The 26,172-nt window shown below is 48.9% G+C and carries 13 protein-coding genes, 17 tRNA genes and 3 rRNA genes; 29 read left to right on the forward strand and 4 right to left on the reverse strand.

The genetic code is table 11. The features are described from left to right. Window positions 1-84: 84 nt before the first annotated feature. Window positions 85-768, reverse strand: a complete 684-nt coding sequence (locus MKY44_RS01380) for a type 1 glutamine amidotransferase domain-containing protein (protein ID WP_341005796.1) — start codon at window positions 766-768, stop codon at window positions 85-87. A gap of 382 nt (window positions 769-1,150) precedes the next feature. On the opposite strand from MKY44_RS01380, the gene MKY44_RS01385 reads away from it, so the two are divergent. Beyond that, window positions 1,151-1,615 (forward strand): hypothetical protein, encoded by a 465-nt coding sequence (locus MKY44_RS01385; RefSeq protein WP_341005797.1) that lies wholly within the window; start codon window positions 1,151-1,153, stop codon window positions 1,613-1,615. A gap of 145 nt (window positions 1,616-1,760) precedes the next feature. On the opposite strand, the gene MKY44_RS01390 is transcribed toward MKY44_RS01385, so the two are convergent. Beyond that, window positions 1,761-4,781, reverse strand: coding sequence for a DEAD/DEAH box helicase (locus tag MKY44_RS01390; protein WP_341009758.1), 3,021 nt, complete (start codon window positions 4,779-4,781; stop codon window positions 1,761-1,763). A 5-nt stretch (window positions 4,782-4,786) separates the two neighbouring features. Then, a complete protein-coding gene (locus tag MKY44_RS01395; RefSeq protein WP_341005798.1) occupies window positions 4,787-6,565 on the reverse strand; it encodes an SWIM zinc finger family protein in 1,779 nt (592 codons plus the stop codon). Window positions 6,566-6,845: 280 nt separating this feature from the next. Here MKY44_RS01395 and MKY44_RS01400 point away from each other — a divergent pair, with 280 nt between their 5' ends. After that, a complete protein-coding gene (locus MKY44_RS01400) occupies window positions 6,846-7,664 on the forward strand; it encodes an endonuclease/exonuclease/phosphatase family protein (protein ID WP_341005799.1) in 819 nt (272 codons plus the stop codon). Between the two features lie 161 nt (window positions 7,665-7,825). On the opposite strand, the gene MKY44_RS01405 is transcribed toward MKY44_RS01400, so the two are convergent. Next, window positions 7,826-8,653, reverse strand: a complete 828-nt coding sequence (locus tag MKY44_RS01405) for a methyl-accepting chemotaxis protein (RefSeq protein ID WP_341005800.1) — start codon at window positions 8,651-8,653, stop codon at window positions 7,826-7,828. 362 nt (window positions 8,654-9,015) lie between these two features. Between MKY44_RS01405 and MKY44_RS01410 the strand changes: the two genes are divergently transcribed. The 27 genes from MKY44_RS01410 to MKY44_RS01540 all read left to right on the forward strand — a co-directional run bounded on the left by MKY44_RS01410 (window position 9,016) and on the right by MKY44_RS01540 (window position 26,076). Next, on the forward strand, window positions 9,016-11,259 hold the full coding sequence (locus MKY44_RS01410; RefSeq protein WP_341009759.1) for a glycoside hydrolase family 88/105 protein: 2,244 nt from the start codon (window positions 9,016-9,018) through the stop codon (window positions 11,257-11,259). Window positions 11,260-11,525: 266 nt separating this feature from the next. Then, a complete protein-coding gene (locus MKY44_RS01415) occupies window positions 11,526-12,866 on the forward strand; it encodes an ABC transporter substrate-binding protein (protein ID WP_341005801.1) in 1,341 nt (446 codons plus the stop codon). Window positions 12,867-12,913: 47 nt separating this feature from the next. Beyond that, window positions 12,914-13,864 carry a carbohydrate ABC transporter permease gene (locus MKY44_RS01420; RefSeq protein ID WP_341005802.1) on the forward strand — a complete coding sequence of 317 codons (951 nt, stop codon included), beginning with the start codon at window positions 12,914-12,916 and terminating at the stop codon, window positions 13,862-13,864. Then, a complete protein-coding gene (locus tag MKY44_RS01425) occupies window positions 13,861-14,709 on the forward strand; it encodes a carbohydrate ABC transporter permease (protein WP_036616400.1) in 849 nt (282 codons plus the stop codon). Before MKY44_RS01420 ends, MKY44_RS01425 begins: the two co-directional genes overlap by 4 nt. Before the next feature lie 28 nt (window positions 14,710-14,737). Beyond that, complete coding sequence (locus tag MKY44_RS01430; protein ID WP_341005803.1) at window positions 14,738-16,609, forward strand: sensor histidine kinase; 1,872 nt, start codon at window positions 14,738-14,740, stop codon at window positions 16,607-16,609. Further along, a complete protein-coding gene (locus MKY44_RS01435) occupies window positions 16,606-18,207 on the forward strand; it encodes a response regulator (protein WP_341005804.1) in 1,602 nt (533 codons plus the stop codon). The genes MKY44_RS01430 and MKY44_RS01435 overlap by 4 nt, the downstream gene beginning before the upstream one ends. Window positions 18,208-18,258: 51 nt before the next feature. Further along, complete coding sequence (locus tag MKY44_RS01440; protein ID WP_341005805.1) at window positions 18,259-18,804, forward strand: GNAT family N-acetyltransferase; 546 nt, start codon at window positions 18,259-18,261, stop codon at window positions 18,802-18,804. Window positions 18,805-19,434: 630 nt separating this feature from the next. Beyond that, a 16S ribosomal RNA gene (locus tag MKY44_RS01445) occupies window positions 19,435-20,987 on the forward strand. A 315-nt stretch (window positions 20,988-21,302) separates the two neighbouring features. Next, a 23S ribosomal RNA gene (locus MKY44_RS01450) occupies window positions 21,303-24,228 on the forward strand. Between the two features lie 81 nt (window positions 24,229-24,309). Continuing rightward, a 5S ribosomal RNA gene (rrf, locus tag MKY44_RS01455) occupies window positions 24,310-24,426 on the forward strand. Together the 16S, 23S and 5S rRNA genes with 17 tRNA genes alongside form the textbook arrangement of a ribosomal RNA operon. A 38-nt stretch (window positions 24,427-24,464) precedes the next feature. Next, window positions 24,465-24,538 (forward strand) — tRNA-Ile (locus tag MKY44_RS01460). Window positions 24,539-24,572: 34 nt separating this feature from the next. Then, window positions 24,573-24,648: transfer RNA gene (locus MKY44_RS01465), tRNA-Ala, on the forward strand. 1 nt (window position 24,649) lies between these two features. Further along, window positions 24,650-24,725 (forward strand) — tRNA-Asn (locus MKY44_RS01470). A gap of 4 nt (window positions 24,726-24,729) precedes the next feature. Beyond that, window positions 24,730-24,801 (forward strand) — tRNA-Glu (locus tag MKY44_RS01475). A 122-nt stretch (window positions 24,802-24,923) separates the two neighbouring features. After that, a tRNA-Val gene (locus tag MKY44_RS01480) sits at window positions 24,924-24,999 on the forward strand. Between the two features lie 16 nt (window positions 25,000-25,015). After that, window positions 25,016-25,089 (forward strand) — tRNA-Met (locus tag MKY44_RS01485). Between the two features lie 25 nt (window positions 25,090-25,114). After that, window positions 25,115-25,192: transfer RNA gene (locus MKY44_RS01490), tRNA-Asp, on the forward strand. A 17-nt stretch (window positions 25,193-25,209) separates the two neighbouring features. After that, window positions 25,210-25,285: transfer RNA gene (locus tag MKY44_RS01495), tRNA-Phe, on the forward strand. A gap of 20 nt (window positions 25,286-25,305) precedes the next feature. After that, a tRNA-Thr gene (locus MKY44_RS01500) sits at window positions 25,306-25,381 on the forward strand. Window positions 25,382-25,390: 9 nt separating this feature from the next. Next, a tRNA-Tyr gene (locus MKY44_RS01505) sits at window positions 25,391-25,476 on the forward strand. A 10-nt stretch (window positions 25,477-25,486) separates the two neighbouring features. Next, window positions 25,487-25,562 (forward strand) — tRNA-Lys (locus MKY44_RS01510). Window positions 25,563-25,568: 6 nt separating this feature from the next. Next, window positions 25,569-25,649, forward strand: a tRNA-Leu gene (locus MKY44_RS01515). A gap of 10 nt (window positions 25,650-25,659) precedes the next feature. Then, window positions 25,660-25,734, forward strand: a tRNA-Gly gene (locus MKY44_RS01520). Between the two features lie 7 nt (window positions 25,735-25,741). Then, window positions 25,742-25,818: transfer RNA gene (locus MKY44_RS01525), tRNA-Arg, on the forward strand. A 17-nt stretch (window positions 25,819-25,835) separates the two neighbouring features. After that, window positions 25,836-25,914: transfer RNA gene (locus MKY44_RS01530), tRNA-Leu, on the forward strand. A 7-nt stretch (window positions 25,915-25,921) separates the two neighbouring features. After that, window positions 25,922-25,995: transfer RNA gene (locus MKY44_RS01535), tRNA-Pro, on the forward strand. A 10-nt stretch (window positions 25,996-26,005) separates the two neighbouring features. After that, window positions 26,006-26,076: transfer RNA gene (locus MKY44_RS01540), tRNA-Gly, on the forward strand. The last annotated feature ends 96 nt before the right edge of the window (window positions 26,077-26,172 follow it).

Raw genomic sequence — 26,172 nt, forward strand, 5'->3', positions numbered from 1 at the left:
GTCAGGTCATGACGGATCACGTGCTGTTTTGCTTTGTACATCTATATGATCTCTTGGGGTAGGAGAGGGATCGATCGGTTTATTTTACAGACCCAGCAGTTGTTTAACACTTTCAGCTACAGCTTTGCTGGATTGCGGATTCTGTCCTGTGACCACGCGGCCATCTGTTGTGACATAAGAGCTGAAGGCAGCCGCTTTATCGTATTGTGCAGCACGTTCTCTCAAAGCATCTTCCAACAGGAATGGAACATACTCGGTTTGTTGAGCCAATGCTTCCTCTTCATTCGTGAAGCCGGAAACGGTTTTATCTTTAATCAAAAGCAGACCGTTGGACAGCTTCACGTTCAACAAGGCTGTAACCCCGTGGCACACGCCGGATACAACGCCACCTTTTTCATAGATTTCACGAGAAAGCTCATGAAGTTCGGCATTGTCCGGGAAATCCCACATCGTACCGTGACCTCCTGTGAAGTAGATTGCATCGTAGTCACTCGCGTTTACTTCGCTAGGTTTCAACGTATTTTTCAATTGGTTCATGAACGTTTCATTTTCAAAATAGGCTTTGGTGCTCTCATCCAGAGAATCGCCGAGGCTTTTCGGATCAAGAGGTACGTTACCACCTTTAGGGCTAACCAGATCGATCTGAACATTGTCATTATGGTCAAACTCTTCAATAAAGTGAGTTGCTTCGCTTAACCATAAGCCAGTAGGCTCGTCCTTTGTTGCGTATTTATCTACATTTGTTAGAACAACCAGTATCTTTTTCATATAAAAACCTCCCGTAAAGTATATAACATCCATTTATATTAAATATCACAAAATTAAATTGTGTAAAATCTATTATCAAATATAACATAACCATGTTCTAAAGTAAAATCATGAACGTATCGTCGATCTCCAATGTGACTTTCAAGCGTAGGAGTAAAGAACAATCTAGTCGTAGTAAATATGCCCGTAAGAATGCACTTTTTTTATAATGCCCTGTTTATTTTACTCATATTGTAAGCGGAGGTAGGCGTGTGTAAGCGATATCGAAATTAATTCAAATTTGAAGTTAATTTGATTGTACAACTAGTACTTTTGATTTAGAATGACGGAAGATACCAACAAAAAACTGGTACATATTACATATGGACTCGGAGGAACAGTCATGAAAAGTTCAGGTAAATTTTTCGCTTCATCCGTAGTTGCTGCTGTCGCTGCAGTATCTATCGTCTCTTCAGCTTCAGCGAGCACAGTTTCCGTCTCCAACATCTCTGGCGTAACACCTATCAACTTTAGCAGTATGGATATCGAAACAGCTTTGATGATGGTCCAACAAGAACGTACCAAATTACTGGATGCACAATTGCAAACGCAAATCCAGGAGGTACAGAACCGTAATCAACAGGTCGCGGATTTGAACTCTCAATTGCAGATAGCCCAGCAAAACGGGGATGAAGCAGCTGTTCAAAAGCTGAAAGGCCAAATTGACGCAGCGAGCAACTCCCAACAGATGGACATGCTTCGTCTGCAGTCCATGTCCAACAAGCGTAATGAAGCATTTGATGTAATGACAAACTTTGTCAAAAAAATGCAGGATTCAAGATCATCCATCATCGGTAACATGCGTTAAGAACGGATAATAAACTGCAACAACACAAAAAGAGCGAAGCCGGAATTTTAATTCGGAAACCTCGCTCTTTTTGTATTTCTTTTATGATATATCACATCTAATCCGGGTGTGGCCCCAGTCTTTATACTGCTTTCTTCAATCCAAGTTAGCCCGACCAGTCACGACGCCGAGTGAACAGATCCTGCAACTCATCCGTGGACAATTCGGTAATCCAGTTCTCGGAGCTTGTGATGATGTTATCGCTGAGCTGCTGTTTGCTCTCCAACATCTCGTCGATCCGCTCCTCCAATGTGCCAAGAGAGATGAACTTATGTACCTGAACATCCTTGGTCTGACCCATCCGATAAGCTCGGTCGGTGGCTTGATTCTCAACAGCAGGGTTCCACCAGCGGTCAAAATGGAACACATGGTTGGCTGCGGTCAGATTCAATCCCACACCGCCTGCCTTGATGGACAGAATGAAGACGGACGGTTGCTTATCCTCAGACAATGTACGGGATTGGAATTCCTCAATCATACGATCCCGTGCCGTTTTGGAGGTACCCCCGTGCAGATACAGCACAGGCTCCTGCAACTCCTGACGCAGTACCTGTTGCAGCATCTGACCCATCCCGATGTATTGGGTGAAAATCAGGCATCGCTCGCCCTCGTCCCGTAATTCGCGGACAAGTTCCATCAGTCGTTCCAGCTTCGCGGAGCGGCTGATCAGCATCGCCATATCCTGCGGGCTGTACACGTCATAAGCAGATGTTAGTGCACCATCTTCAGGCAGTTCCTCCGGCAAAGCTTCTTTTGTCAGCAGCAGCGGGTGGTCACACAATTGCTTAAGCTGAGTTAGGGCTGAGAGGATCGCACCTTTGCGCTTGATGCCTTCCAGTTCTTTCATTTTATCCATCAGGGCCTGTACGGACTGGTCATACAATGCACTTTGTTCGCCCGTAAGGTGAATGTAAGTCTTCATCTCGTTTTTGTCCGGCAGATCAAGCTGGATATTTGGATCTTTTTTCTTCCGGCGCAGCATGAACGGTTTCACTAATTGCTGCAGATCCTGCATCCGCTGCTCATCCTTATCCTTCTCTATGGCACTGATAAAGCGAGTCTGGAATGCCCGTCCGCTGCCTAGATATCCTGGATTGATAAAGTCATAGATTGACCACAGCTCAGACAACCGATTCTCGATCGGCGTACCTGTCATGGCAATGCGGTGTTTCGCCGGGAAACTGCGAACAGCCACGGACTGTTTGGTCTGGGCGTTTTTGATATTCTGTGCCTCATCGAGACAGATGCATGCCCAGGTATAGGTTTGTAACATCTCCTGATCCAGTGTAGCCGTAGCAAAGGACGTGATAATAATATCCACCTGCTCGGTCTGCTCCCGGAATTCTTCTCCACTTAATCGGCGTGCGCCATAATGCAGACTGACATTAATGGAGGGTGCGAAGCGGCTAATCTCCTTTTGCCAGTTGCCCAGTACGGAAGTTGGGCAGATCAGAAGAACCGGGGCTTGTCCCGGCTTACGTGGTTCATGATCCTTAATGTGTAACAGATACGTAATGAACTGAATGGTTTTCCCGAGACCCATATCATCGGCAAGACATGCCCCAAGTCCGAATCTGCGCAGGAAACCAAGCCATGCAAAACCTTCCTTCTGATATGATCGCAGCTCGGCATGAAGCCCTGTCGGAATGGGCAGGGAAGGTGCGCCGCCTTGTCCGCCCCCAAGTTGTGCAATAACCCGGTTCAGGTGCTCATTCAGTTCTACTTCGAGCCGAATGTTCTGATCATCCTGTGGTTGCTGCTCTTCCTCGGTTTGTTGTCCTTCCTTCCATTTCTGGTTGCGATATTCCCGTTGCTCATTATGCAGCAGATGCAGGTGTAGAATATCCTGGAATGAGAGTCCCTGTTCCCGATCTACACCGCCCATGGCACGACGTATCTGTTCCAGCAGATCAGGGTCAAGTGGAACCCATTCTCCGCGGAAGCGAACCAGTCGTTCATTACGGGCAACAAGGTCGGCGAATTCATCTTCGCTGAGATCTGTGTCACCGATCGCAATGCGCCAGTCAAAATGAATAATCGAGTCCAGTCCAAAGAACGACTGTCCCCGCTCACTGCCTTCCTCCGGCTGCACCTTGGCACGCAACTTTGGTTTCTTCTTACGGGCTGCTTCCCACCAACCAGGCAGCAGAACTTGCCAGCCCGCTGCGAGTAACCGCCCGCTATCCTGCGTCAGGAACTGCCAAGCTTCCTGATCTCCCAAAGGATCACTCAGCACGTCCCGTCTGCCGCTAATGGAACCTCCAAGACGCGGCAGATGTGCACGCAGCTGATCCAGCCATCCGGCGGAGCGATCCAGAATGAACGGTGTCCATACCTCGGGCCACTCCCCTTCAAGCCGGCCCCGTGAATCTAGCATGACGGGTACCAATACAGCGGCATCCAGCTTGTTCTGCAATACCAGTCGTAGCCGCCAAGATGGCTCATCCTCGTCCGGCTCCTGCAATTGCAGCATGGGTCTGAATGGTGCGGCATCTGCTTTCCAGCCAATGGATACGAGCCAGGACTGAGCATCCATCCCGGCTGTCTTGGGTAGAGTGCCGCGCTCTGGAAACAACTGCGGGAATTCACGCCGCAGATCGGTTGCCGCTTCCTCCGAACTGTACCAGCGCTGGAATACAAAGGCGGAGTAAGCCGCCCCGAGTCCTTCGGCATAACTCTCGTCCGTTTGCTGAATCGCTTTGGAAAGCGATGCCCGATCCTGCTTTTTCAAGCTATCCGGGTCCCAGGTCCACTGAAGTTGTCCTGCACGGTATGCCTCGAAGCTAGGTACGTATTTTCGTTTCTCTATGGAGGATGCCAGTGCTGGAGCTAGTCGAATCAGATGTTCCGCTTGCTCGTCCCACTTCCATTCAATATGAAGCAGAGTATGCATCTCGGCAAAAAAGGGAATCACTTCTTCCGCAGGCAGAACAACCAGCTCAATCTCCTCAATCTGCCGAACTTCCAGTTCGGTCCCGTAGAAGGAAGGCGCATGCCAAGCGAACAATCGCTGCTTAAGCGACTGTCCCGGTACAAAGTGGTGTGTGTTGAGTGCTCCGTAAAACAAAGCATCGCCATATCCGGTTAAAGCGACGTGAACCTCAATCGTTTCAGTGTAAGGATGAATTAAGCTCATGAGATCAGTTTACCTTTCCGAAGCTCTTCCTGCAGGGCGCGCAGCCGACTGTTACGAACGGCGAGTGTGGTGATGAATTGCTCCCAGTGCGCTTCTTGCTTCATTTTTTTATAGATTTTGGACAGACGTTTCAACAGCTTCACCGCTGCTTTGTATCCGTCCCTGTTTTTGTGTCCGATATAACGCTCCACTGCCTGATGATAGAAGGGAAGCAGCAGCTCAGGTGCATCCTTTTCGATTGGTTGCAGCATCGCTACGCGGAATTCGAGAGGTTCCGTTCCCGTACTCAGCTGAAAATCAATCCATCTGCGCCACTGTCCACGCGAATGCATAGCATCCTCGTAGGCGGGGCGGGAGTGGGGAAGCATACTGACAAGCGTGTCCCACATACGGTTCTCTGCATCGGGCAGATGTTGAATGGCCGTATCCCATAGATGCATGTAATCATTCAAAGGTGTATTACGCCGATTCGCCAGCAGGGGGCCAAGTTGTACCAACCAATCCCCAAGTCGCTTCCATTCAGCCGAATCTGCGAGTACATGGAGAAAATGCAACAGTTGTTCTGGCGGGAAGCCGTAGGCCGAGCTTCCATGGATGAGTCGCTGCCATCCCTGATCATCTTGCCCCAGATGGAAGTGCATCCAGCTCTGCGCGAGTACTAGCGGCAGAGGCAGTGTTACGGCTTTGCCTGGCCTATCACTACTACTTCCATTATTTTGAGCGCTACCCAAGACACTCCCACCTGACTGGGAAGGTGTCGAAGCGGCGGTTATATTACGTTCTATATCATTTAAGATAGCCTGTTCAGACGCTAACATGTCCCGCGACCCTTGAAGCTCAGGTACGATCCAGTTCAACCACAGTTGTCGATAGATCGGAGTGAAGAACATCATGCTGGCTGTCTCAGGCATCATCTGTTTACGTAAATAAGCTGAGGTTTCAGATAGTCTGTTCCAAAGTTGTTCAAGCTTGTTTCCCTTTAGACCTGACAGGTCTAGTGGATGATTAAAGATCCGTTCAATGTCTTTCTGAAGTGCATCCACCGCGAGCTGGGCAGGGTAGCTCAAGTACACGGGGGTATGAGTGATTGAATTACGAGCCGGCGGCACGCAGAATCGGATGAGGTGCAGCTGCACATGTAGTTCAAAAAGTTGGTCCATTGCAGCGGACAGCCTTGGTTTAATGGCATACAGCTCGTCCGTTGCTTCCTGTACGTAGGATGTGCTTGCTGTGCCAGTACCCAGCCGTCTCAGACATGAGTGGAATAGTTCGTGCCATTCCGAGATTTCGAGATCAGCAAGCTCTGTTGCACGTTCCTTGATCTGGCTGTATTGGTTGTCCGGAATGTCCATATCCTGTTGTTCATCGGCATCTGCATAGCTGGATATTCCTGCGGACATGGCCCCGACGGGTTTGGTCGTTTGTTTGAGCGCAGTACTGGAGTGTGCATTTACAATAGCATGCACAGGTCGCTCCAGTTGTTCGGCATAACTCATCAATACAGCCGTCATATGTTTGCATACGGAACTCACCGGGCAGGTACAATGACTTGTAGTCAGGGATTGCATGCTCAGGGTGACCTCATATTCTTCCGATCCTTGTACAACGGCCGAGATCCCTTGTTGTTCGGAATAGGTTAATGGTCCGACACGTTTCTGTTTATAATATTGGAATCCGCGCATGATCGTCAGGTTATTAAAATGCTCCGCAACCTGCCTGATCAACTGTTGCCACTGCGCATCATCCATCCTCATGTTATTCGGTATGTTCATCATTCCATCTCCTGGGGTAAACATAGGTTCAGTAATCACCACGTCTATGACGTGATGTTGTAAATTTGTTGTATCCATCATATCAGTTATGAGCCAATTCGTGCATGGGTTATGAAGAATTTGAAGTTATTTTAGACCAACTGGAATCAGGATGAACACGTCAGTTCTGCTGGCGGCCGACATGCAAGAATGCACCATATTGTGTATGCTTATGGTATGTATTCCTATCAGGAACGATGCAGGCCGGGGAAACGGCCATACTACACACAACAGGAGAGAGCATATGAAAATACTTACGTTAAACACACACGCTTGGGCGGAAGAGGATCAACTGAACAAGATCAGTCAACTGGCTGATTTTATTAATACACATCAATTCGATGTGATCTCCATGCAGGAGGTCAACCAATCGATGCAGGAAGTCGCGCTTTCTGAAGAAGAACTGAAGATGTATTATGCTACTGAACCCGATGCTGTGATTAAAAAAGACAACTATGCCTACGTCCTGCTTCAGCAGCTGACAGAGCAATATTACTGGACGTGGATTCCCGCGCATGTCGGGTTTCAAAAATACGATGAAGGACTGGCGATCCTTAGCCGGACGCCGATTAAGCAGGCTTTTGGGGAATACGTGTCCCACATGCGGGATTATAACAACTATCGTACACGCAAGATTGTGGGAATCCAGACGGTCGTCCAAGGTGAAGCAACCTGGTTTGTGAATGGACATTATAACTGGTGGGATGATGCGCAGGAACCTTTCAAGGGACAGTGGGAGTTGACGGAGAGCAAGCTTGCCCCCTACATGGATCAGCCGTTATATATAATGGGTGATTTCAATAATGTCGCGGAAGTGCGTGATGAAGGCTATGATTATATGATGAGCAAAGGCTGGAATGACCTGTACACCACAGCATTGCAAAAGGATGATGGAGCAACTGTGGTCAAGGCCATTGCCGGCTGGGCAGATAACAAACGCGATCTTCGGATTGATTATATTTTCTCCAATCGTCCGATTCAGGCTAAATCTTCAACCGTGGTCTTGAACGGTAAAAATGGACCGGTCGTGTCTGACCATTTTGGCGTCGCTGTAGAGATATAACAGCCGTGTGAGCATAAACCGTAAAGGGATATCATCGCAAATACGAAACAAAGCCTCCGCTGACTTCCTGTAAAGGGAAGTGGCCGGAGGCTTTTCACATTCTAAATCATTTGTTATGTACATTTCACATCGTTTGTTCTTTCTGTTGTGGAACTCTATTGTTATTCGAGCGCCAGCATCTGATGTACAAACTTTTTCAGATTCGCGCTTGTCTCACTAAGCTGTTCGATACTTTCCATGAACTCGGTAACAAGCTTGGCCTGATCTACTGTTGCGGTTGTAATCTGACCGATCTCCTGCTCCATATGTTTCATGGAATCTTGTACGCTGCCTAGGGATGATTCGATATCAGCTGCTGCTTGCTTCGTATGATCTGACAGCTTACGTACTTCACTGGCAACCACACCGAAGCCGGCTCCCTGATCGCCCACACGGGCTGCCTCTATCATGGCGTTGAGTCCAAGCAGATTGGTTTGTTCCGATACTTCACGAATGACGTTTGTTACTTTACTTACACTGACCGAGTTCTCTGAAGCTTTTTTGGAGTTGCGCAGAATCTCTTCCGAGGTCGCGGAGAGTTCTTCGGAATGTGCAGCAATCTGCTGAATGCCACCAACGAGCGCATTAATGGTTGTTTCATTTTCACGGATCAGCGTTTCCAATGTCATGTGACTATCCAGTGCGTAGTTCACACCCAATATACCCACGACCTGATCGTTCTCTTTAATAGGGATTAAAATAGCATCAAAAGGTCTGCCCTGCAGATCACCAGGCATGCGTGCCACGGTACGGGAATCTCTGTTAGTCAGCATTTTGAAATGTTTATAATCGTCATGCAGCTCATCCCCAACCTTCACACCAATCTCCAGACTTTTTGCTTCGGAAAAATACAATACTTTCTCATGATCATTAATGGATATGGATATGTCGTCACGGAACATTTGGCTAACAAAAGGCATAGTATTTACCAGAGATTCAAGAGTATTCAATGTGCATCTGTCCTTCCCGATACAAAAAGTGGAATTTTTCAATCTAGTATTTATATCGGTAACGTTTTCTCGTTTTTAAACCATTGTTTAAATTTAAGTTAACCTAGAGAGAAAAGGCAACTAAATCCGATATAATTGTAAGCGTAATCAAAAATCTGTAGCCACCACAGAACATGTCAGTTATACTGGGATTATTATTCGGCTATTCAGAAGATAACCAAGGGACATACCTATTTCCTGGAAAGGGGATTACCCACCTAGGTTAAGCGCTATACTGCATATTAGTTTGGTGCTCCAGTGTGGATGGTATGAATGCAATGATATAAGACTTTATTTCAACGGGAGAAGGGTGTGTGCCATCAATGACGACCTATTTCAGTGAACCACAGAGCATGTATTACCGATTTGGAGAAGATCAGGATCAGGTGTTGAAGGTGCTAGCCGAGAGGTATATTGGAGCCAATGCGCAGGCTGATTTTGTATATCGGGTATTCCAGAAGTCTGGTATTTTGCAAAATGAAAAAGGGCTTTATGATCTGAATTTAGGTAAACGCTTTCCTGATGCACCTAAAGACCATATATCCTACGCAGCTGCACTGGTTTGGGGGGACGAGGACCGGAATCTGGACGTGTTGGTCCGCTGTTATGGGCCTGTTCGTTTCTATTTCAATGAGCAGATGGTCTATCGCTCAACCGTAATGGATGAGATTAGTCCAGACGCAACGGTGAAGCTCAGCATTGATATCAAGCCTGGTTGGAACACCATTTGGCTGGAAATGAAAAACACCCCTGCCGGCTTCGGTTGCCAGTTCGGATCAGATGAAGGTAAAGTGCGTATTCTGAACGTATTTGCGCCGTTTCAGGAGAGACAGGGACAAGCGGGGTGGGTGTTCTCCCAACCGAACCGGGTTGCGAGTAAACAACCGGACCTGCTTGGAAAAGAATCAGACTTCAGCTTGAACTGGCTGCCTGAGACAGGCTGGTCTGATGAAGATAAAACCAAGCCAGCTTTCGAACGAATATTCGGAAATCTTCCTGGAAAGCATGCTTATGCCTGGACCCATTTGAACAACAATGACTCAACCGGGAGTCAGGTACGATTGTCAGGTCAATCCTCAGGTTCTCTAAGTATATGGATTAGCGGCAAGCCCGTGGCGCAAGTGAAGGAGGCGGGTTCGTTCGAAGTGGATATACCAGTCCCGTTTGGACGGAGTGACCTGCTTGTCCGAAGTGAGTGCAACACTACGGCAGGATCGTGGCATTTTAATCTGAACGCAACCGTTTCGGGTAAGCTACTTTCACTGGAACTTCCTCAGCGTGTGCACGGTGCTTCCGGAGAGTCTTGGTTATATGTCGGCCCTTTTGAGTCGGAGGTTGAACCGGACTTGGCGGATCTGACTCGAACGGACCGAGTGTACCAGACGGGTCTAGAACAGACGTATTGGCGTTTAGATCAACCAGATGCTTGGATCAGACCTTATTATGAGAACGCTATGTTAAGCAACAAATGGACAGTGGGCAGTGTGACTAATTATGGTCGCTGGGATTATCCATTGGGTGTCACTGTATATGGTCTATTACGGACAGGGCGTTATTTGCAGAGACCGGACATTACACGTTATGCGGCTGAGCATGTGCAGGCATGTACTCAGATGTATGAGTACTCCTTATGGGATCGGGAGCAGTATGGTTTCCCGGCAGTTAATCAACAATTGGTCATGCTGAAAATGCTGGATAACTGCGGTTCTTTTGGTTCAGCCATGCTGGAAGCATATTCAGAGTGTCATGAACCAACGTTTCTTCCGATTGCTGAACGGATTGCAGATTTCATGCTTTCCCGCCTGGAACGGCAGGAGGATGGTGCATTTTATCGCACATGTGTAGGGGAGTATGCCGAGAATACCATGTGGGCAGATGACCTCTATATGAGCACGCCGTTTCTCGTTCGTTATGCACGGGTGACAGGCAACTCAGCCGCACTGGATGAAGCCGCCAGACAATTTTCACTGTATCGGAAGTATCTGTTTATGCCTGAGTTCAAGATCATGTCCCATGTTTATGATTTCAAATACGGACAGGCAACGCAGATTCCATGGGGACGGGGAAATGGCTGGACACTGTTTTCCTTGACAGAGGTATTGGAAGCTTTGCCAGTAGAGCATCCCGAGCGCCCAGCTTTAATAGATTTCTTCAATGAGCTGTGTGAAGGCTACGCAGCGCTTCAAGGGGAAAGCGGGTTGTGGCATCAGGTGTTGAATGTTCCGCAGACGTATGAAGAAGCCTCCTGCACGGCGATGTTTGCCTATGGTTTTGCGAGAGGTGTACGTTTTGGCTGGTTCAAAGACCCTGAAGTTTACGTCACAGCTGCCGAGCGGGCTTGGAAAGGACTCATCTGCAAAGCCATTGATCGTCAAGGGAATGTCCATGGCGTGTGTAGCGGATCACGATATGCATTTACAGCAGAGTATTATGATCAGGACTTGCGTACCGTCACCAATGACAATCACGGAATAGGCATTATGATGCTGGCAGGAACTGAAGTGGCAAAAATGAAGAAACATCTGGCTGAACACAGGGTGTCTTCACCTGCCGTCTCACATTCCTGACAGACCACCGAGGTCAGATTTTCATACTATCGTTTCTATACAATAAGTTGTCTTCTGCTCCACGTAATACGGTTGTATATCCGTAATCATATTTGAGACGGGATCATCACCGCCGGGAATATCATTCCTGGTGGTTTTTGATTCCTGTAACTCCTTACTTTTTTGACAGGAAAGCTTACTTTTGTTTATGTCATGTACAGTAATAGACCGATACAATAGGTTTTGTAAGCGATTCCATAAATGCAAGAAGGGGAGGAAATTCATTTATGATGATTACAAAAAAGTGGGTAACCTTGTTCTGTCTGTCCCTGTTATTGTTCGCTACAGCCTGTTCTGGAGGGGCCACCGATACATCTTCTTCTTCTGGGGAAGCAAGTGGAAGTGAAGGAGATTCATCAGGCAAGATTGAACTGCGCATGACCTGGTGGGGATCACAGACCAGACATGATCTGACGACCAAAGTGATCCAATTGTTTGAAGAGAAACATCCGGGAATCACCATTAAACCTGAATATTCCGGTTGGGACGGTTATTTTGACAAGTTGACCACACAGGTAGCCGGTTCGAATGCACCAGATATCATCCAGATGGATTACGCCTTTTTGACTGACTTTGCCCGGCGTGGTGCCTTGCTTGACCTGACCCCGTTTGCAGAGAGCAAAGAGCTGCGGACAGAGGATCATGATCAGAGCATGATTACAGCCGGATCAATTGACGATAAATTATATGCGATTACTCTCGGAGTTAACGCACCAGGTGTCATATATGACGCCACCGTATTTCAGGAATTAGGTATTGAAGAACCGCAAGAGAGCTGGACATGGAAGGACTTTGGAGATATTGCGACCAAGATTGCCGAAGCCAAAGGTGAGGGGTTCTATGGATCGGCAGACATTTCCGGTACAACGAACATGTTTGAAGTGTTTATCCGTCAATCCGGCAAAGGATTGTTTGATGGTGGCACAATGACTGCTACCAGCGAGGAGCTTCAGCAATGGTTCGATATGTGGAGCGCACTACGTGAGAATGGTGGAGTGACCACAGCAGAGATAACAGCATCCACAACGAATGCGCTGGAGACACGCCCGATCTCACTGGGTACAGCTGCCATGGATTTTGCATGGTCCAATCAATTGCTGACATTCCAGCAGGTGAACAAAAACCAGGATCATAAGCTTGGCATACAAGTGCTTCCGCATGGTGTAGGTGAAAAGCAAATCGGTGAATATCTGAAACCAGGCCAGTTCCTCTCCGGTTATGGCAAAACCAAACATCCAAAGGAAGTTGCCATGTTCATTGATTTCATGGTCAATGATCCAGAAGCAACCGCTATTCTTGGTTCTGAACGTGGGGTGCCGGTCAATTCCAGCATTCGTGAACAGATGCAGCCAACGCTGCCGGAAGCGGAGCAAACCATTTTCCAATTTATCGATACCGTATCGAAGCACTCCAGTGAGATTGATCCACCATACCCGCAAGGATTTGCTGAAGTGGACACAAGTTTCAAGAGCGCAAGCGAGCAGATCGCTTTCGGTCAAGGCAATACGCCAGATGTCATTGCCCAGTTTATTGAAGGAGCCAAGGCTACACTTGGATCAAGTCAATAACGGTTGGAACGGTCTCAGACTTCTAATTCTGCGGGGAGGTTGCGAAGATGAACACATCACAAGTCAGTCAAGCCCGAATCGAGCGTGTAACTACCCGGCGGGTCAAACGGAGATATGCGCATAATGGAGCCGCGCTTCTGTTCCTCGCCCCATGGCTTGTCGGATTGTTATTTCTAACCCTTGGTCCCATGTTGGTATCTTTGTACATTTCGTTCACCGATTACAGTATCCTGGCCGCCCCTTCCTGGGTCGGTCTGGATAATTACACCACGATGTTTACGTCGGATAAACTGTTCACCCAGTCGCTCAAAGTCACCTTCACGTATGTCGCTGTATCGGTACCGGTCAAATTGATCTTTGCGCTGCTTGTAGCGATGTTGCTCAACAAAGGGATTCGAGGATTAGGTATTTATCGGACAGTGTATTACATCCCGACATTGCTTGGAGGTAGCGTGGCGATTGCAATGTTGTGGCGTAAAATGCTGGGTGGGGACGGGCTATTCAATAGTGTTCTTGCCATGGTAGGCATTAAAGCGCCCGATTGGGTAGCGAATCCGAAATATGCTTTGTACTCCATCGTGCTGTTATCCGTATGGCAGTTTGGATCATCGATGATTATTTTCCTGGCAGGTTTGAAGCAGATTCCACCTGAATATGATGAAGCCTCAGCGGTAGATGGTGCAGGTCCTCTGCGGAGATTCTTCTATATAACGTTGCCGATTCTGTCACCCGTTATCTTCTTCAATCTTGTCATGCAGCTGATTACGTCCTTTCAATCGTTCACACAGGCTTTTGTTATCAGTAATGGTAGCGGAGGGCCAGTGAACTCAACCTTAATGTACTCTCTGTATCTGTACAAAAAAGGATTTTCATTCTTTCAGATGGGCTATGCTTCTGCGATGGCCTGGGTGCTGGTCATCCTGATTGGCGTATTTACATTGCTCGTATTCCGCAGCAGCAAGCTGTGGGTGCACTATGAGGATGGTGGGAAATCATGATTGGACAACGGAACTCTACAGCATGGGTCGTCAGCAAACATGTGTTAATCTCAGGCATCGCCTTTGTCATGCTCTACCCGATCCTCTGGATGCTGGGAAGTTCATTCAAACCGGGACATATGATCTTTACGGAGACCTGGTTCTGGCCACAGGAATGGAATTGGCAAAATTATATGAATGGCTGGTCGGGTATTCAGGGCAATCCGTTCTCCCGCTTCCTGACCAATTCTGTCATCCTGTCGCTTGGCGCCGTGCTGGGCAATGTCATCTCCTGCTCTATGGCGGCATATGCCTTCGCCCGACTGAATTTTCGTTTCAAAGCCATCTGCTTTGGCCTGATGCTCATGACGATCATGCTGCCCCATCATGTGACGCTGATCCCGCAGTATATTCTCTTCAACCACCTGGAGTGGGTGAATACGTATCTGCCGCTTGTCGTGCCAAAATGGCTCGCGACCGATGCCTTCTTCATTTTCCTCATGGTACAGTTCTTCCGGGGATTGCCCAAAGAGCTGGATGAGGCGGCAACCATTGATGGATGCGGTCCTGTGAAAATATACACCAAAATCATCATTCCACTTGCTTTTCCAGCGCTGGTTACCACGATGATCTTTACGTTCTTGTGGACATGGGACGACTTCTTCAGTCAGTTGATCTACCTGAGTGACGTGAGCAAATACACCGTGCCGCTGGGTCTGCGTTTGTTCCTTGATTCCAGTTCTCAATCCGATTGGGGTCCGATGTTTGCGATGTCGGTGTTATCGTTGGTGCCATGTTTTATCGTATTTATCGTGTGTCAAAAGTACTTCGTGGAAGGAATCGCGACCTCTGGGCTCAAAGGGTAATTCCAAGACGAAACGAGTTGATTTTTCCATGGGGAAAGGAAGATGGTCTTCATTTATTAATCAAAAGCTGCAACAAAGCAAGCTCTCCACGTTGATGGTGACTTGCTTTATTGCGTTTAACCTGTTGCTCGTCTCGGTTGTTGTCTGGCTGGCATATCAGTCTTTCTCTGCGGTCACCTTTGCCGAGATTAGCAAAGCACGTCTGGCTCTTCTGAACGAAAGTACACGTCGGGGATTTGATTTCATCACAGGGGTAACAGGAACCGCATATGCTCTGGCAAGCAATCGGGAACTGTCCAATCTGCTCGAAAAGGCCGATACGGGCAGGCTTGCACAGATTCACCAGCGGAGAGAGGTCTCTCGAATCCTGGATCATACCATGGTTGTGAGTGAAGGCATCACATCCATTGAATTGTATACGGATGTCTTTAATGAAGTGACAGTCACTATGGCTGATCGCATATTTCCGGTGGACACCATCGCACATGACTCTTGGTTTGCTACGCTGGAAAAGGCTGATGCGGCTTGGGTTCCGCTGCGTGAGAACGAATCTGGCCAATCCCTGGTCGGATACGCCCAACGGATTTTCGACAGTCGTGGCGGGACGGTTGCCTATGTACTCATTCGACTGAGTAGAGCCGACATCGTACGCAGGTTTGCTGATGTACCCATGGTGCTTGATGGAAAAGTCCTGTTGGTAGATACGGCTGGTAATGTCGTAATGCAGATGGGGAGAGTTGATCCAACAGGGGAGAATGAACGAGTGGATATAAGGAATGAAGCAAGTACAATTCAAGAAACGGGTGAAGCTGTAAATTCATCTTCTTCTATTATAGATAGTGCATGGATTCAGGAACATGTCCAGCATGGTGCAGACGGGTACGAAGTAGTTTCCGGCCAACCCGGAGGTGCACAATTGGTGCTATACTCCAGGCCAGCCATGCTTCAGTGGCGCCTCGTACAGACTATTCCGGTATATACACTGTTATCTCCGCTCAGACAAGCAGGCTGGCAGATCCTCGGCATCGCCGTGCTGGGACTATTATGCTCGGCTGTGCTGGCGTACCTGTTTGTAAGGCGGATCATCCGGCCTTTGCGACAATTAATCAAGCGAATGAGACAACTGGAGAAAGGGGACTTCGATACCCGGGTCCAACTTTCGTTTACGGAGGAATATGCCCATTTGGCTTATGGCTTTAATCACATGGCTTCACAGCTCACGACGCTGATGGAACAGGTGAAGGATGAGAGCCGGGCCAAGCGTGAAGCCCAGACGGGCTTGCTTGAGGCCCAGATCAAACCCCATTTTTTATACAATACCCTCGACATGATCCACTGGCGCGCACTTGATTACGAAGCCAAGGATATCAGTCGCATGATTGTACAACTGAGTAAGCTGTTACGGATCGGACTGAGTGGAGGGAGATTGTTTATACGGGTTCGTGATGAGTTGGAACATGCCCGTTGCTACGTCAACATACAGTCAGAGCGGCTACCGTTTTCCATTCAATATCAGGAGCAGATCGATCCGCATACTCGCGGTTGTTACATTCCCAAGATCATTTTGCAGCCCTTTATCGAAAATGCTGTTATGCACGGGCACCCTGAAGAAGGAACACTTCGAATTCAGGTGCATATGCGCGAAGAGGTTGGCCCGCATGAGGATATCGTCATTCGTATTACGGATAATGGGCGGGGTTTGCCGGAGGGGTGGAAACTCGAAGAGACGTGTGGCATCGGTGTACGGAATGTACATCAGCGCATCCAACTTTATTGTGGGAAGAGGTATGGCGTTCAACTGAGCGATAGAGAGTTAGGTGGCGTGGAAGTGACCATTACGCTGCCGCGTATTGAGACCGACGAGCAATTAAATCTATGGCTGGACGGTGAAAAAGGATGAAGACCATTATGCTTGTTGATGACGATCCTCATATTGTAAAGGCATTAACAGATCATATCGATTGGCCTTCTCTGGGCCTCAGCATTGCAGGCACTGCTTCCAATGGCTTGGATGCGCTGGAGTTGTTTCACCGCATGAATCCAGATGTCATTATGACTGACGTCTATCTACCGGGGATGACCGGGCTTGAGATCACACAGACGTTGCGACGTGATCATCCCCACCTGCCGATCATCATTCTTAGTGGATATGACGAATTCGAGAACGCCCGGGCAGCCATGCGCTGGGGGGTGAATCACTTTTTGCTGAAGCCGGCAGAGGTTGAGGAGATTGAGTCAGTGCTGCGGGAGGTGCTACTGGAACAAGATGTGCGAGAGCGGCATGAGCGGCTGGAGCGGACGTACAAGCAGGAGGTTGGACGGGTGCTTCCGTATTTGCGCAAACAATTCCTTCACGAACTGCTGACTACGCGATATCGGGCAGAGGAACTGCCTAAAGAACGCATGGACTATATAGGCATTCATATGTCCTCACAGACACGCGCCATCAGTCTGCAACTGAATCGCCCCGTATTTTTGACACGGATGAAAGAAAGGGATTGGCAGCTTCTCCGCTATGGGGCGGCCGATATTATTCAGGAGACGGTGAAGGAGCAAGCGGCGCACATGAATGGTCAGGTAGAGATTGTTGATTATTCGGATCAGGTATTTGTGTTGCTTCTATTAGGAGATAAAGATCATCTGGAAGAATGCCTGCCACTCGTGGAGAGGATGATCGATCAGATCTTTACGTATCTGAAAATTGAAGTGAGTGCTGGGATCGGGAGATCCAAGAGTCACCCATGTGAGGTGATAGATTCCTATCTCGAGAGCAGGGAAGCGGTGGAAACAGCAGAATTTCAAGGTGGAAGTCGTATTTACCACTATGAAACATCAGAGGAAACAGAACCAACTGTGACCGATTATTCATTATTGCTTCGTCAATGGAATGAGGCTTGGGCGGATATTCGACCTGACCTGGCCGAAGAGGTATGGCATCATATTTGCCTTTTGCTGAAAGAGGGGAAATGTGTTGGGATACAGGATGTACAGGTTGTGGCCGTTAGTCTGTTTGACACGTTGATGCATAGCTGGAACCGACTTCATCCTATGTTAGCGCCGCCGCTGGCGATGAGTGATTTTTTGCGTGAAATTCAATCGAAATATGCTTTGCATGATCTGGTAAACTGGATGGATCGTATTATCTGCGACTGGCTGGAACAGCTACGTAAGGAGATGGGCGAGAAGAAAAGTAATAAACTTATCGAGCAGGTGAAACAGTATGTAGAGCTTCATTACGCCGAAGAGATTAGTTTTGAAGCGATAGCCAAGGGGCTGTTCGTACATCCGAAGTATCTGAGTCAACTGTTCAAAAGGGTGACCGGTGAGAATTTCGTGAGTTATTTGAACGGGTACCGGATTCAGAGAGCGTTGGAACTGTTGCAGTCGGGACATTACATGGTATATGAGGTGAGCGAGATGACGGGGTTTCGTAATGCAACGTATTTTAGCCAGGTGTTCAAAATGCTTACGGGCAAGAGTCCGTCTGAGGTGGGGTAGAGCGATACAGGTACAGTAATTAAATAAAGTGGAAGAGGAGGTATGGTTCTTATGATGATCGATCAGCAGGAATATTACATTAAAGGCTTATCTTACTCCATTAGATCGGCAGAGGAAAAGGATGCTGAGACCTTGTCTTCACTTCGTGTACAAATCGATGGGGAAACCGAGAACATGGATCGTGAAGAGGGCGAGGCGTATATAGACGCAACCGGGTTTAGGAGGATCATCCATTTGGATAGTGAGAAGTCACGGAATCTGTTCCTTGTTGCTGTAGTAGCGGGTGAGATTGTGGGATACTCCCGATGTGAAGGTAAAGAGCTGAAGCGCTTTTGCCATAAAGTTGAGTTCGGCGTGTGTGTAACCAGACAGTTCTGGGGGCATGGGATTGGCAAGAACTTGTTGGAGAGGTCGATAGAATGGGCAGACCAGACTGGTGTAGAGAAGATGACGTTGAACGTGCTGGCATCCAATGAAAAGGCAATCGAGTTATACCAAAAGAGTGGCTTTGAGATCGAAGGTATTTTGAAAAAGGATCGGCGACACACGGATGGACAGTATCACGACACGATAGTGATGGGTAGGTTCAGAGACTAATAGTATAAAAAGTGAAAAGTACAATCTATATAAGTCCACAGCTTATGGAGTTAAATTATTAGATTCGAAATCCACATAACAGATAGCAGCGTTATTGAGTAGAGGTATTATGTTTCTTATTTTATAGAACGAATGTAATGACGTTGAATGGTTCTGTTCGCAACCTATATTGAGATAGATTAGACCGGTGAGTGTATATAGGGTATAGTAAGAGGATATTGCCATTGGAAAAAGAGATTATGAAGAGATTGAATCAAATATATAATCAGTTTTCAGATGGGATATTTTACAAGTGGTAATTGTATTGTGTATATGATATATTCTATATCCGGCCAAAAAAACACGAGAAACAAAGTGTTGCAGGTGAAACAAATAAGCTTCGAAAGAAACTTAAAAAAAGAGCTTGCTAAGTTGGTTCGGAAGTGTTATGATATAAAAGTTGCTGAGGAGAACAACGCTTGGTAACGAAACAAGTTTGATCTTTGAAAACTGAACAACGAGTGAGTAAACATTCTGCTTGCAGAATGAACGCGAAAGTTTGAGACAAGCCTTGGCTTGAATCGGCTGGAGCATAAATGAGATTTTTAATCTCGTCAGATTCAAAATGAGCTTATCGCTCTTTTCAATACTTTATTGGAGAGTTTGATCCTGGCTCAGGACGAACGCTGGCGGCATGCCTAATACATGCAAGTCGAGCGGAGTTGATAGGAAGCTTGCTTCCTTGATACTTAGCGGCGGACGGGTGAGTAACACGTAGGCAACCTGCCCTCAAGTTTGGGACAACTACCGGAAACGGTAGCTAATACCGAATAATTGTTTTCTTCGCCTGAAGAGAACTGGAAAGACGGAGCAATCTGTCACTTGGGGATGGGCCTGCGGCGCATTAGCTAGTTGGTGAGGTAACGGCTCACCAAGGCGACGATGCGTAGCCGACCTGAGAGGGTGATCGGCCACACTGGGACTGAGACACGGCCCAGACTCCTACGGGAGGCAGCAGTAGGGAATCTTCCGCAATGGGCGAAAGCCTGACGGAGCAATGCCGCGTGAGTGATGAAGGTTTTCGGATCGTAAAGCTCTGTTGCCAGGGAAGAACGCTTGGGAGAGTAACTGCTCTCAAGGTGACGGTACCTGAGAAGAAAGCCCCGGCTAACTACGTGCCAGCAGCCGCGGTAATACGTAGGGGGCAAGCGTTGTCCGGAATTATTGGGCGTAAAGCGCGCGCAGGCGGTCATTTAAGTCTGGTGTTTAATCCCGGGGCTCAACCCCGGATCGCACTGGAAACTGGGTGACTTGAGTGCAGAAGAGGAGAGTGGAATTCCACGTGTAGCGGTGAAATGCGTAGATATGTGGAGGAACACCAGTGGCGAAGGCGACTCTCTGGGCTGTAACTGACGCTGAGGCGCGAAAGCGTGGGGAGCAAACAGGATTAGATACCCTGGTAGTCCACGCCGTAAACGATGAGTGCTAGGTGTTAGGGGTTTCGATACCCTTGGTGCCGAAGTTAACACATTAAGCACTCCGCCTGGGGAGTACGGTCGCAAGACTGAAACTCAAAGGAATTGACGGGGACCCGCACAAGCAGTGGAGTATGTGGTTTAATTCGAAGCAACGCGAAGAACCTTACCAGGTCTTGACATCCCTCTGATCGATGCAGAGATGTATCTTTCCTTCGGGACAGAGGAGACAGGTGGTGCATGGTTGTCGTCAGCTCGTGTCGTGAGATGTTGGGTTAAGTCCCGCAACGAGCGCAACCCTTATATTTAGTTGCCAGCACTTCGGGTGGGCACTCTAGATAGACTGCCGGTGACAAACCGGAGGAAGGTGGGGATGACGTCAAATCATCATGCCCCTTATGACCTGGGCTACACACGTACTACAATGGCCGGTACAACGGGCTGCGAAATCGCGAGATGGAGCCAATCCCAACAAAGCCGGTCTCAGTTCGGATTGCAGGCTGCAACTCGCCTGCATGAAGTCGGAATTGCTAGTAATCGCGGATCAGCATGCCGCGGTGAATACGTTCCCGGGTCTTGTACACACCGCCCGTCACACCACGAGAGTTTATAACACCCGAAGTCGGTGGGGTAACCGCAAGGAGCCAGCCGCCGAAGGTGGGATAGATGATTGGGGTGAAGTCGTAACAAGGTAGCCGTATCGGAAGGTGCGGCTGGATCACCTCCTTTCTATGGAGAATCGTTTCCTGCAACGGAAACATTCAAATATGCAGCTTAGCTGCAAAACACTCACTCGTTGTTCGGTTTTGAGAGCTCAAACTCTCAAAACAGCTTGCTTTTGCATGGAGCTTGTTCTTTGAAAACTAGATATCGAAACGAAACAAACGCGAATTAGAACATTCCTTTTTAGCTGAACTTGTGTTAAACAAGTTTCAATAAAAACGGTAGTCAAATTGCTTTTGTGATGGTATCGGGTGAGAGCGACTTTTGGATTTGGACGTAGTCCAAACCAAGGGAAGCGAGCGACCGAAACCGGAACAAAATGGTTAAGCTACTAAGAGCACACGGAGGATGCCTAGGCGCTAGGAGCCGATGAAGGACGTGGCGAACAACGAAACTGCCTCGGGGAGCTGTAAGCAAGCTTTGATCCGGGGGTGTCCGAATGGGGAAACCCAGCTGGGGTAATTTCCAGTTACTCACAACTGAATACATAGGTTGTGTAGAGGCATACCAGGGGAACTGAAACATCTAAGTACCCTGAGGAAGAGAAAACAATAGTGATTCCGTCAGTAGCGGCGAGCGAACGCGGAGAAGCCCAAACCAGAGAGCTTGCTCTTTGGGGTTGTGGGACGTCTCACATGGAGTTACAAAGGAACCGGTTAAGCGAAGAGGTCTGGAAAGGCCCGCCAAAGAAGGTAAAAGCCCTGTAGTTGAAAGTCTGTTCCCTCCGAGACGGATCCCGAGTAGTGCGGGGCACGTGAAACCCCGTATGAATCCGGCAGGACCATCTGCCAAGGCTAAATACTTCCTAGCGACCGATAGTGAAGCAGTACCGTGAGGGAAAGGTGAAAAGCACCCCGGAAGGGGAGTGAAATAGAACCTGAAACCGTGTGCTTACAAAAAGTCAGAGCCCGTTTTAGGGGTGATGGCGTGCCTTTTGTAGAATGAACCGGCGAGTTACGTTCCCGTGCAAGGTTAAGGTGAAGAGCCGGAGCCGCAGCGAAAGCGAGTCTGAATAGGGCGACATAGTACGTGGACGTAGACCCGAAACCGGGTGATCTACCCCTGTCCAGGGTGAAGGTGCGGTAACACGCACTGGAGGCCCGAACCCACGCATGTTGAAAAATGCGGGGATGAGGTGGGGGTAGCGGAGAAATTCCAATCGAACTCGGAGATAGCTGGTTCTCCCCGAAATAGCTTTAGGGCTAGCCTCGGAAAACAGAGTCGTGGAGGTAGAGCACTGATTGGGTGCGGGGCCCGCAAGGGTTACCAAGCTCAGTCAAACTCCGAATGCCATAGACTTACTTCCGGGAGTCAGACAGTGAGTGCTAAGATCCATTGTCAAAAGGGAAACAGCCCAGACCATCAGCTAAGGTCCCCAAGTGTGTGTTAAGTGGGAAAGGATGTGGAGTTGCACAGACAACCAGGATGTTGGCTTAGAAGCAGCCACCATTGAAAGAGTGCGTAATAGCTCACTGGTCGAGTGACTCTGCGCCGAAAATGTAACGGGGCTAAACACACCACCGAAGCTATGGCTTGATGCTTTGCATCAGGGGTAGGGGAGCGTTGTATAAGGGTTGAAGGTGTACCGTAAGGAGCGCTGGACATTATACAAGTGAGAATGCCGGTATGAGTAACGAAAAGATCAGTGAGAATCTGATCCGCCGAAAGCCTAAGGGTTCCTGAGGAAGGCTCGTCCGCTCAGGGTAAGTCGGGACCTAAGGCGAGGCCGAAAGGCGTAGTCGAAGGACAACAGGTCGAAATTCCTGTACCACCGTAAGCCGTTATGAGCAATGGGGGGACGCAGTAGGGTAGTGACGCGGACTGATGGATGTCCGTCTAAGCAGTGAGGCTGATGTGTAGGCAAATCCGCACATTGTAAGGCTGAGCTGTGATGGGGAGCGAAAATTATAGTAGCGAAGGTCATGATCTCACACTGCCAAGAAAAGCCTCTAGCCAGGTGATGGTGCCCGTACCGCAAACCGACACAGGTAGGCGAGAAGAGTATTCTAAGGCGCGCGGAAGAACTCTCGTTAAGGAACTCGGCAAAATGACCCCGTAACTTCGGGAGAAGGGGTGCCCCGGTAGTGTGAATAGCACGAGGGGGCCGCAGTGAAAAGGCCCAAGCGACTGTTTAGCAAAAACACAGGTCTGTGCGAAGCCGTAAGGCGAAGTATACGGGCTGACGCCTGCCCGGTGCTGGAAGGTTAAGGGGAGTGGTTAGGAGCAATCCGAAGCTGTGAACCGAAGCCCCAGTAAACGGCGGCCGTAACTATAACGGTCCTAAGGTAGCGAAATTCCTTGTCAGGTAAATTCTGACCCGCACGAATGGCGTAACGACTTGGGCGCTGTCTCAACGAGAGATCCGGTGAAATTTTAATACCTGTGAAGATGCAGGTTACCCGCGACAAGACGGAAAGACCCCATGGAGCTTTACTGCAGCTTGATATTGAATTTGGGTACGATCTGTACAGGATAGGTGGGAGCCTTTGAAGCATGAGCGCCAGCTTGTGTGGAGGCAACGTTGGGATACCACCCTGATCGTATCTAGGTTCTAACCTGGTACCGTAATCCGGTGCGGGGACAGTGTCAGGTGGGCAGTTTGACTGGGGCGGTCGCCTCCTAAAGAGTAACGGAGGCGCCCAAAGGTTCCCTCAGAATGGTTGGAAATCATTCGAAGAGTGCAAAGGCATAAGGGAGCTTGACTGCGAGACCTACAAGTCGAGCAGGGACGAAAGTCGGGCTTAGTGATCCGGTGGTACCGCATGGAAGGGCCATCGCTCAACGGATAAAAGCTACCCTGGGGATAACAGGCTTATCTCCCCCAAGAGTCCACATCGACGGGGAGGTTTGGCACCTCGATGTCGGCTCATCGCATCCTGGGGCTGAAGTAGGTCCCAAGGGTTGGGCTGTTCGCCCATTAAAGCGGTACGCGAGCTGGGTTCAGAACGTCGTGAGACAGTTCGGTCCCTATCTGTCGTGGGCGTAGGAAATTTGAGAGGAGCTGTCCTTAGTACGAGAGGACCGGGATGGACGTACCGCTGGTGTACCAGTTGTTCCGCCAGGAGCACCGCTGGGTAGCTATGTACGGACGGGATAAACGCTGAAAGCATCTAAGCGTGAAGCCCCCCTCAAGATGAGATTTCCCAGTATGTAAGACCCCTTGAAGACGACGAGGTAGATAGGCTGGGGGTGGAAGTGCAGCAATGCATGGAGCTGACCAGTACTAATCGGTCGAGGGCTTATCCAAATAGCAAGTGATAATTCGCATGTTTCGTTTCGAATCTAGTTTTCAGAGAACAACACTCTGAAATGTAAGCTAAGCTATGCGTTTGGTGGCGATGGCGGAGGGGTTCCACACGTACCCATCCCGAACACGACCGTTAAGCCCTCTAGCGCCGATGGTACTTGGACCGCAGGGTCCTGGGAGAGTAGGACGCCGCCAAGCGAAACCCCATTGGGGTATTTTTTTTCGAAAATTGATAAGGGCCCTTAGCTCAGTTGGTTAGAGCGCACCTCTGATAAGGGTGAGGCCGGTGGTTCGAGTCCACCAGGGCCCATAGCAAGACCAAAACAAGAAATACACCAGAGTATGGGGCCATAGCTCAGCTGGGAGAGCGCCTGCCTTGCAAGCAGGAGGTCAGCGGTTCGATCCCGCTTGGCTCCACCATTCCCTGATAGCTCAGTTGGTAGAGCACTCGACTGTTAATCGAGTTGTCACAGGTTCGAGCCCTGTTCGGGGAGCCAGTAAGGCCCGTTGGTCAAGGGGTTAAGACACCTCCCTTTCACGGAGGTAACAGGGGTTCGAATCCCCTACGGGTCATAGCAATACCTATTGCTTCAACAAGGGATGAGAATCCCAAAGGTTCGTCGGAGGATGAACTTCGTTAGCAACTGCTTCGCAGTCTCGAACGAAGTGAGAGTATCCCCTACGGGTCATATTATGGAGGCTTAGCTCAGCTGGGAGAGCATCTGCCTTACAAGCAGAGGGTCGGGGGTTCGATCCCCTCAGCCTCCACCATATAACTTTATAACGACGCGGGGTGGAGCAGCCCGGTAGCTCGTCGGGCTCATAACCCGAAGGCCGCAGGTTCAAATCCTGCCCCCGCAATTAGCTTTCCTTGAGAAAGTGATCTGGAACCGTGGTGTAGTTGGCCTAACATGCCTGCCTGTCACGCAGGAGATCGCGGGTTCGAATCCCGTCGGTTCCGCCATTTTTTTATTCTAGTAAGGCTCGGTAGCTCAGTCGGTAGAGCAGAGGACTGAAAATCCTCGTGTCGGCGGTTCGATTCCGTCCCGAGCCACCATTTATAACACCATGTAATACGCCGGTGTAGCTCAACTGGTAGAGCAACTGACTTGTAATCAGTAGGTTGGGGGTTCAAGTCCTCTCGCCGGCACCATGTAATCCTGGAGGATTAGCGAAGCGGCCAAACGCATCAGACTGTAAATCTGCTCCCGTACGGGTTCGGTGGTTCGAATCCATCATCCTCCACCAGTTTTTCTATGAGTCATTAGCTCAGTTGGTAGAGCACCTGACTTTTAATCAGGGTGTCGAAGGTTCGAGCCCTTCATGACTCACCATTATATGCGCGTGTGGCGGAATTGGCAGACGCACTAGACTTAGGATCTAGCGTCTTTGACGTGGGGGTTCAAGTCCCTCCACGCGCATCCTTTATTTGCGGAAGTGGCTCAGCGGTAGAGCATCGCCTTGCCAAGGCGAGGGTCGCGGGTTCGATTCCCGTCTTCCGCTCCAATATTTTGCGCCCTTAGCTCAGCTGGATAGAGCGTTTGACTACGAATCAAAAGGCCGGGAGTTCGAATCTCTCAGGGCGCGCCATTATAACTTCATATTTTGCCGGCGTGGCGGAATGGCAGACGCGCTCGACTCAAAATCGAGTGGGAAACCGTGGAGGTTCGAGTCCTCTCGCCGGTATAGATAACGGGATGTAGCTCAGCTTGGTAGAGCACCTGGTTTGGGACCAGGGGGTCGCATGTTCAAATCGTGTCATCCCGATTGTTGTTATGCGGGTGTAGTTCAATGGTAGAACTTTAGCCTTCCAAGCTAATAGCGTGGGTTCGATTCCCATCACCCGCTTATATATTGAAAAAGAAAGAGATGATATTCACCGTCTCTTTCTTTTTTTTCATTCACAGGCATATTGATCATGATTTTATACAAAGATCACGGATT

The organism is Paenibacillus sp. FSL R7-0026 (assembly GCF_038004485.1).
In the GTDB taxonomy this organism is placed as follows: domain Bacteria; phylum Bacillota; class Bacilli; order Paenibacillales; family Paenibacillaceae; genus Paenibacillus; species Paenibacillus xylanexedens_A.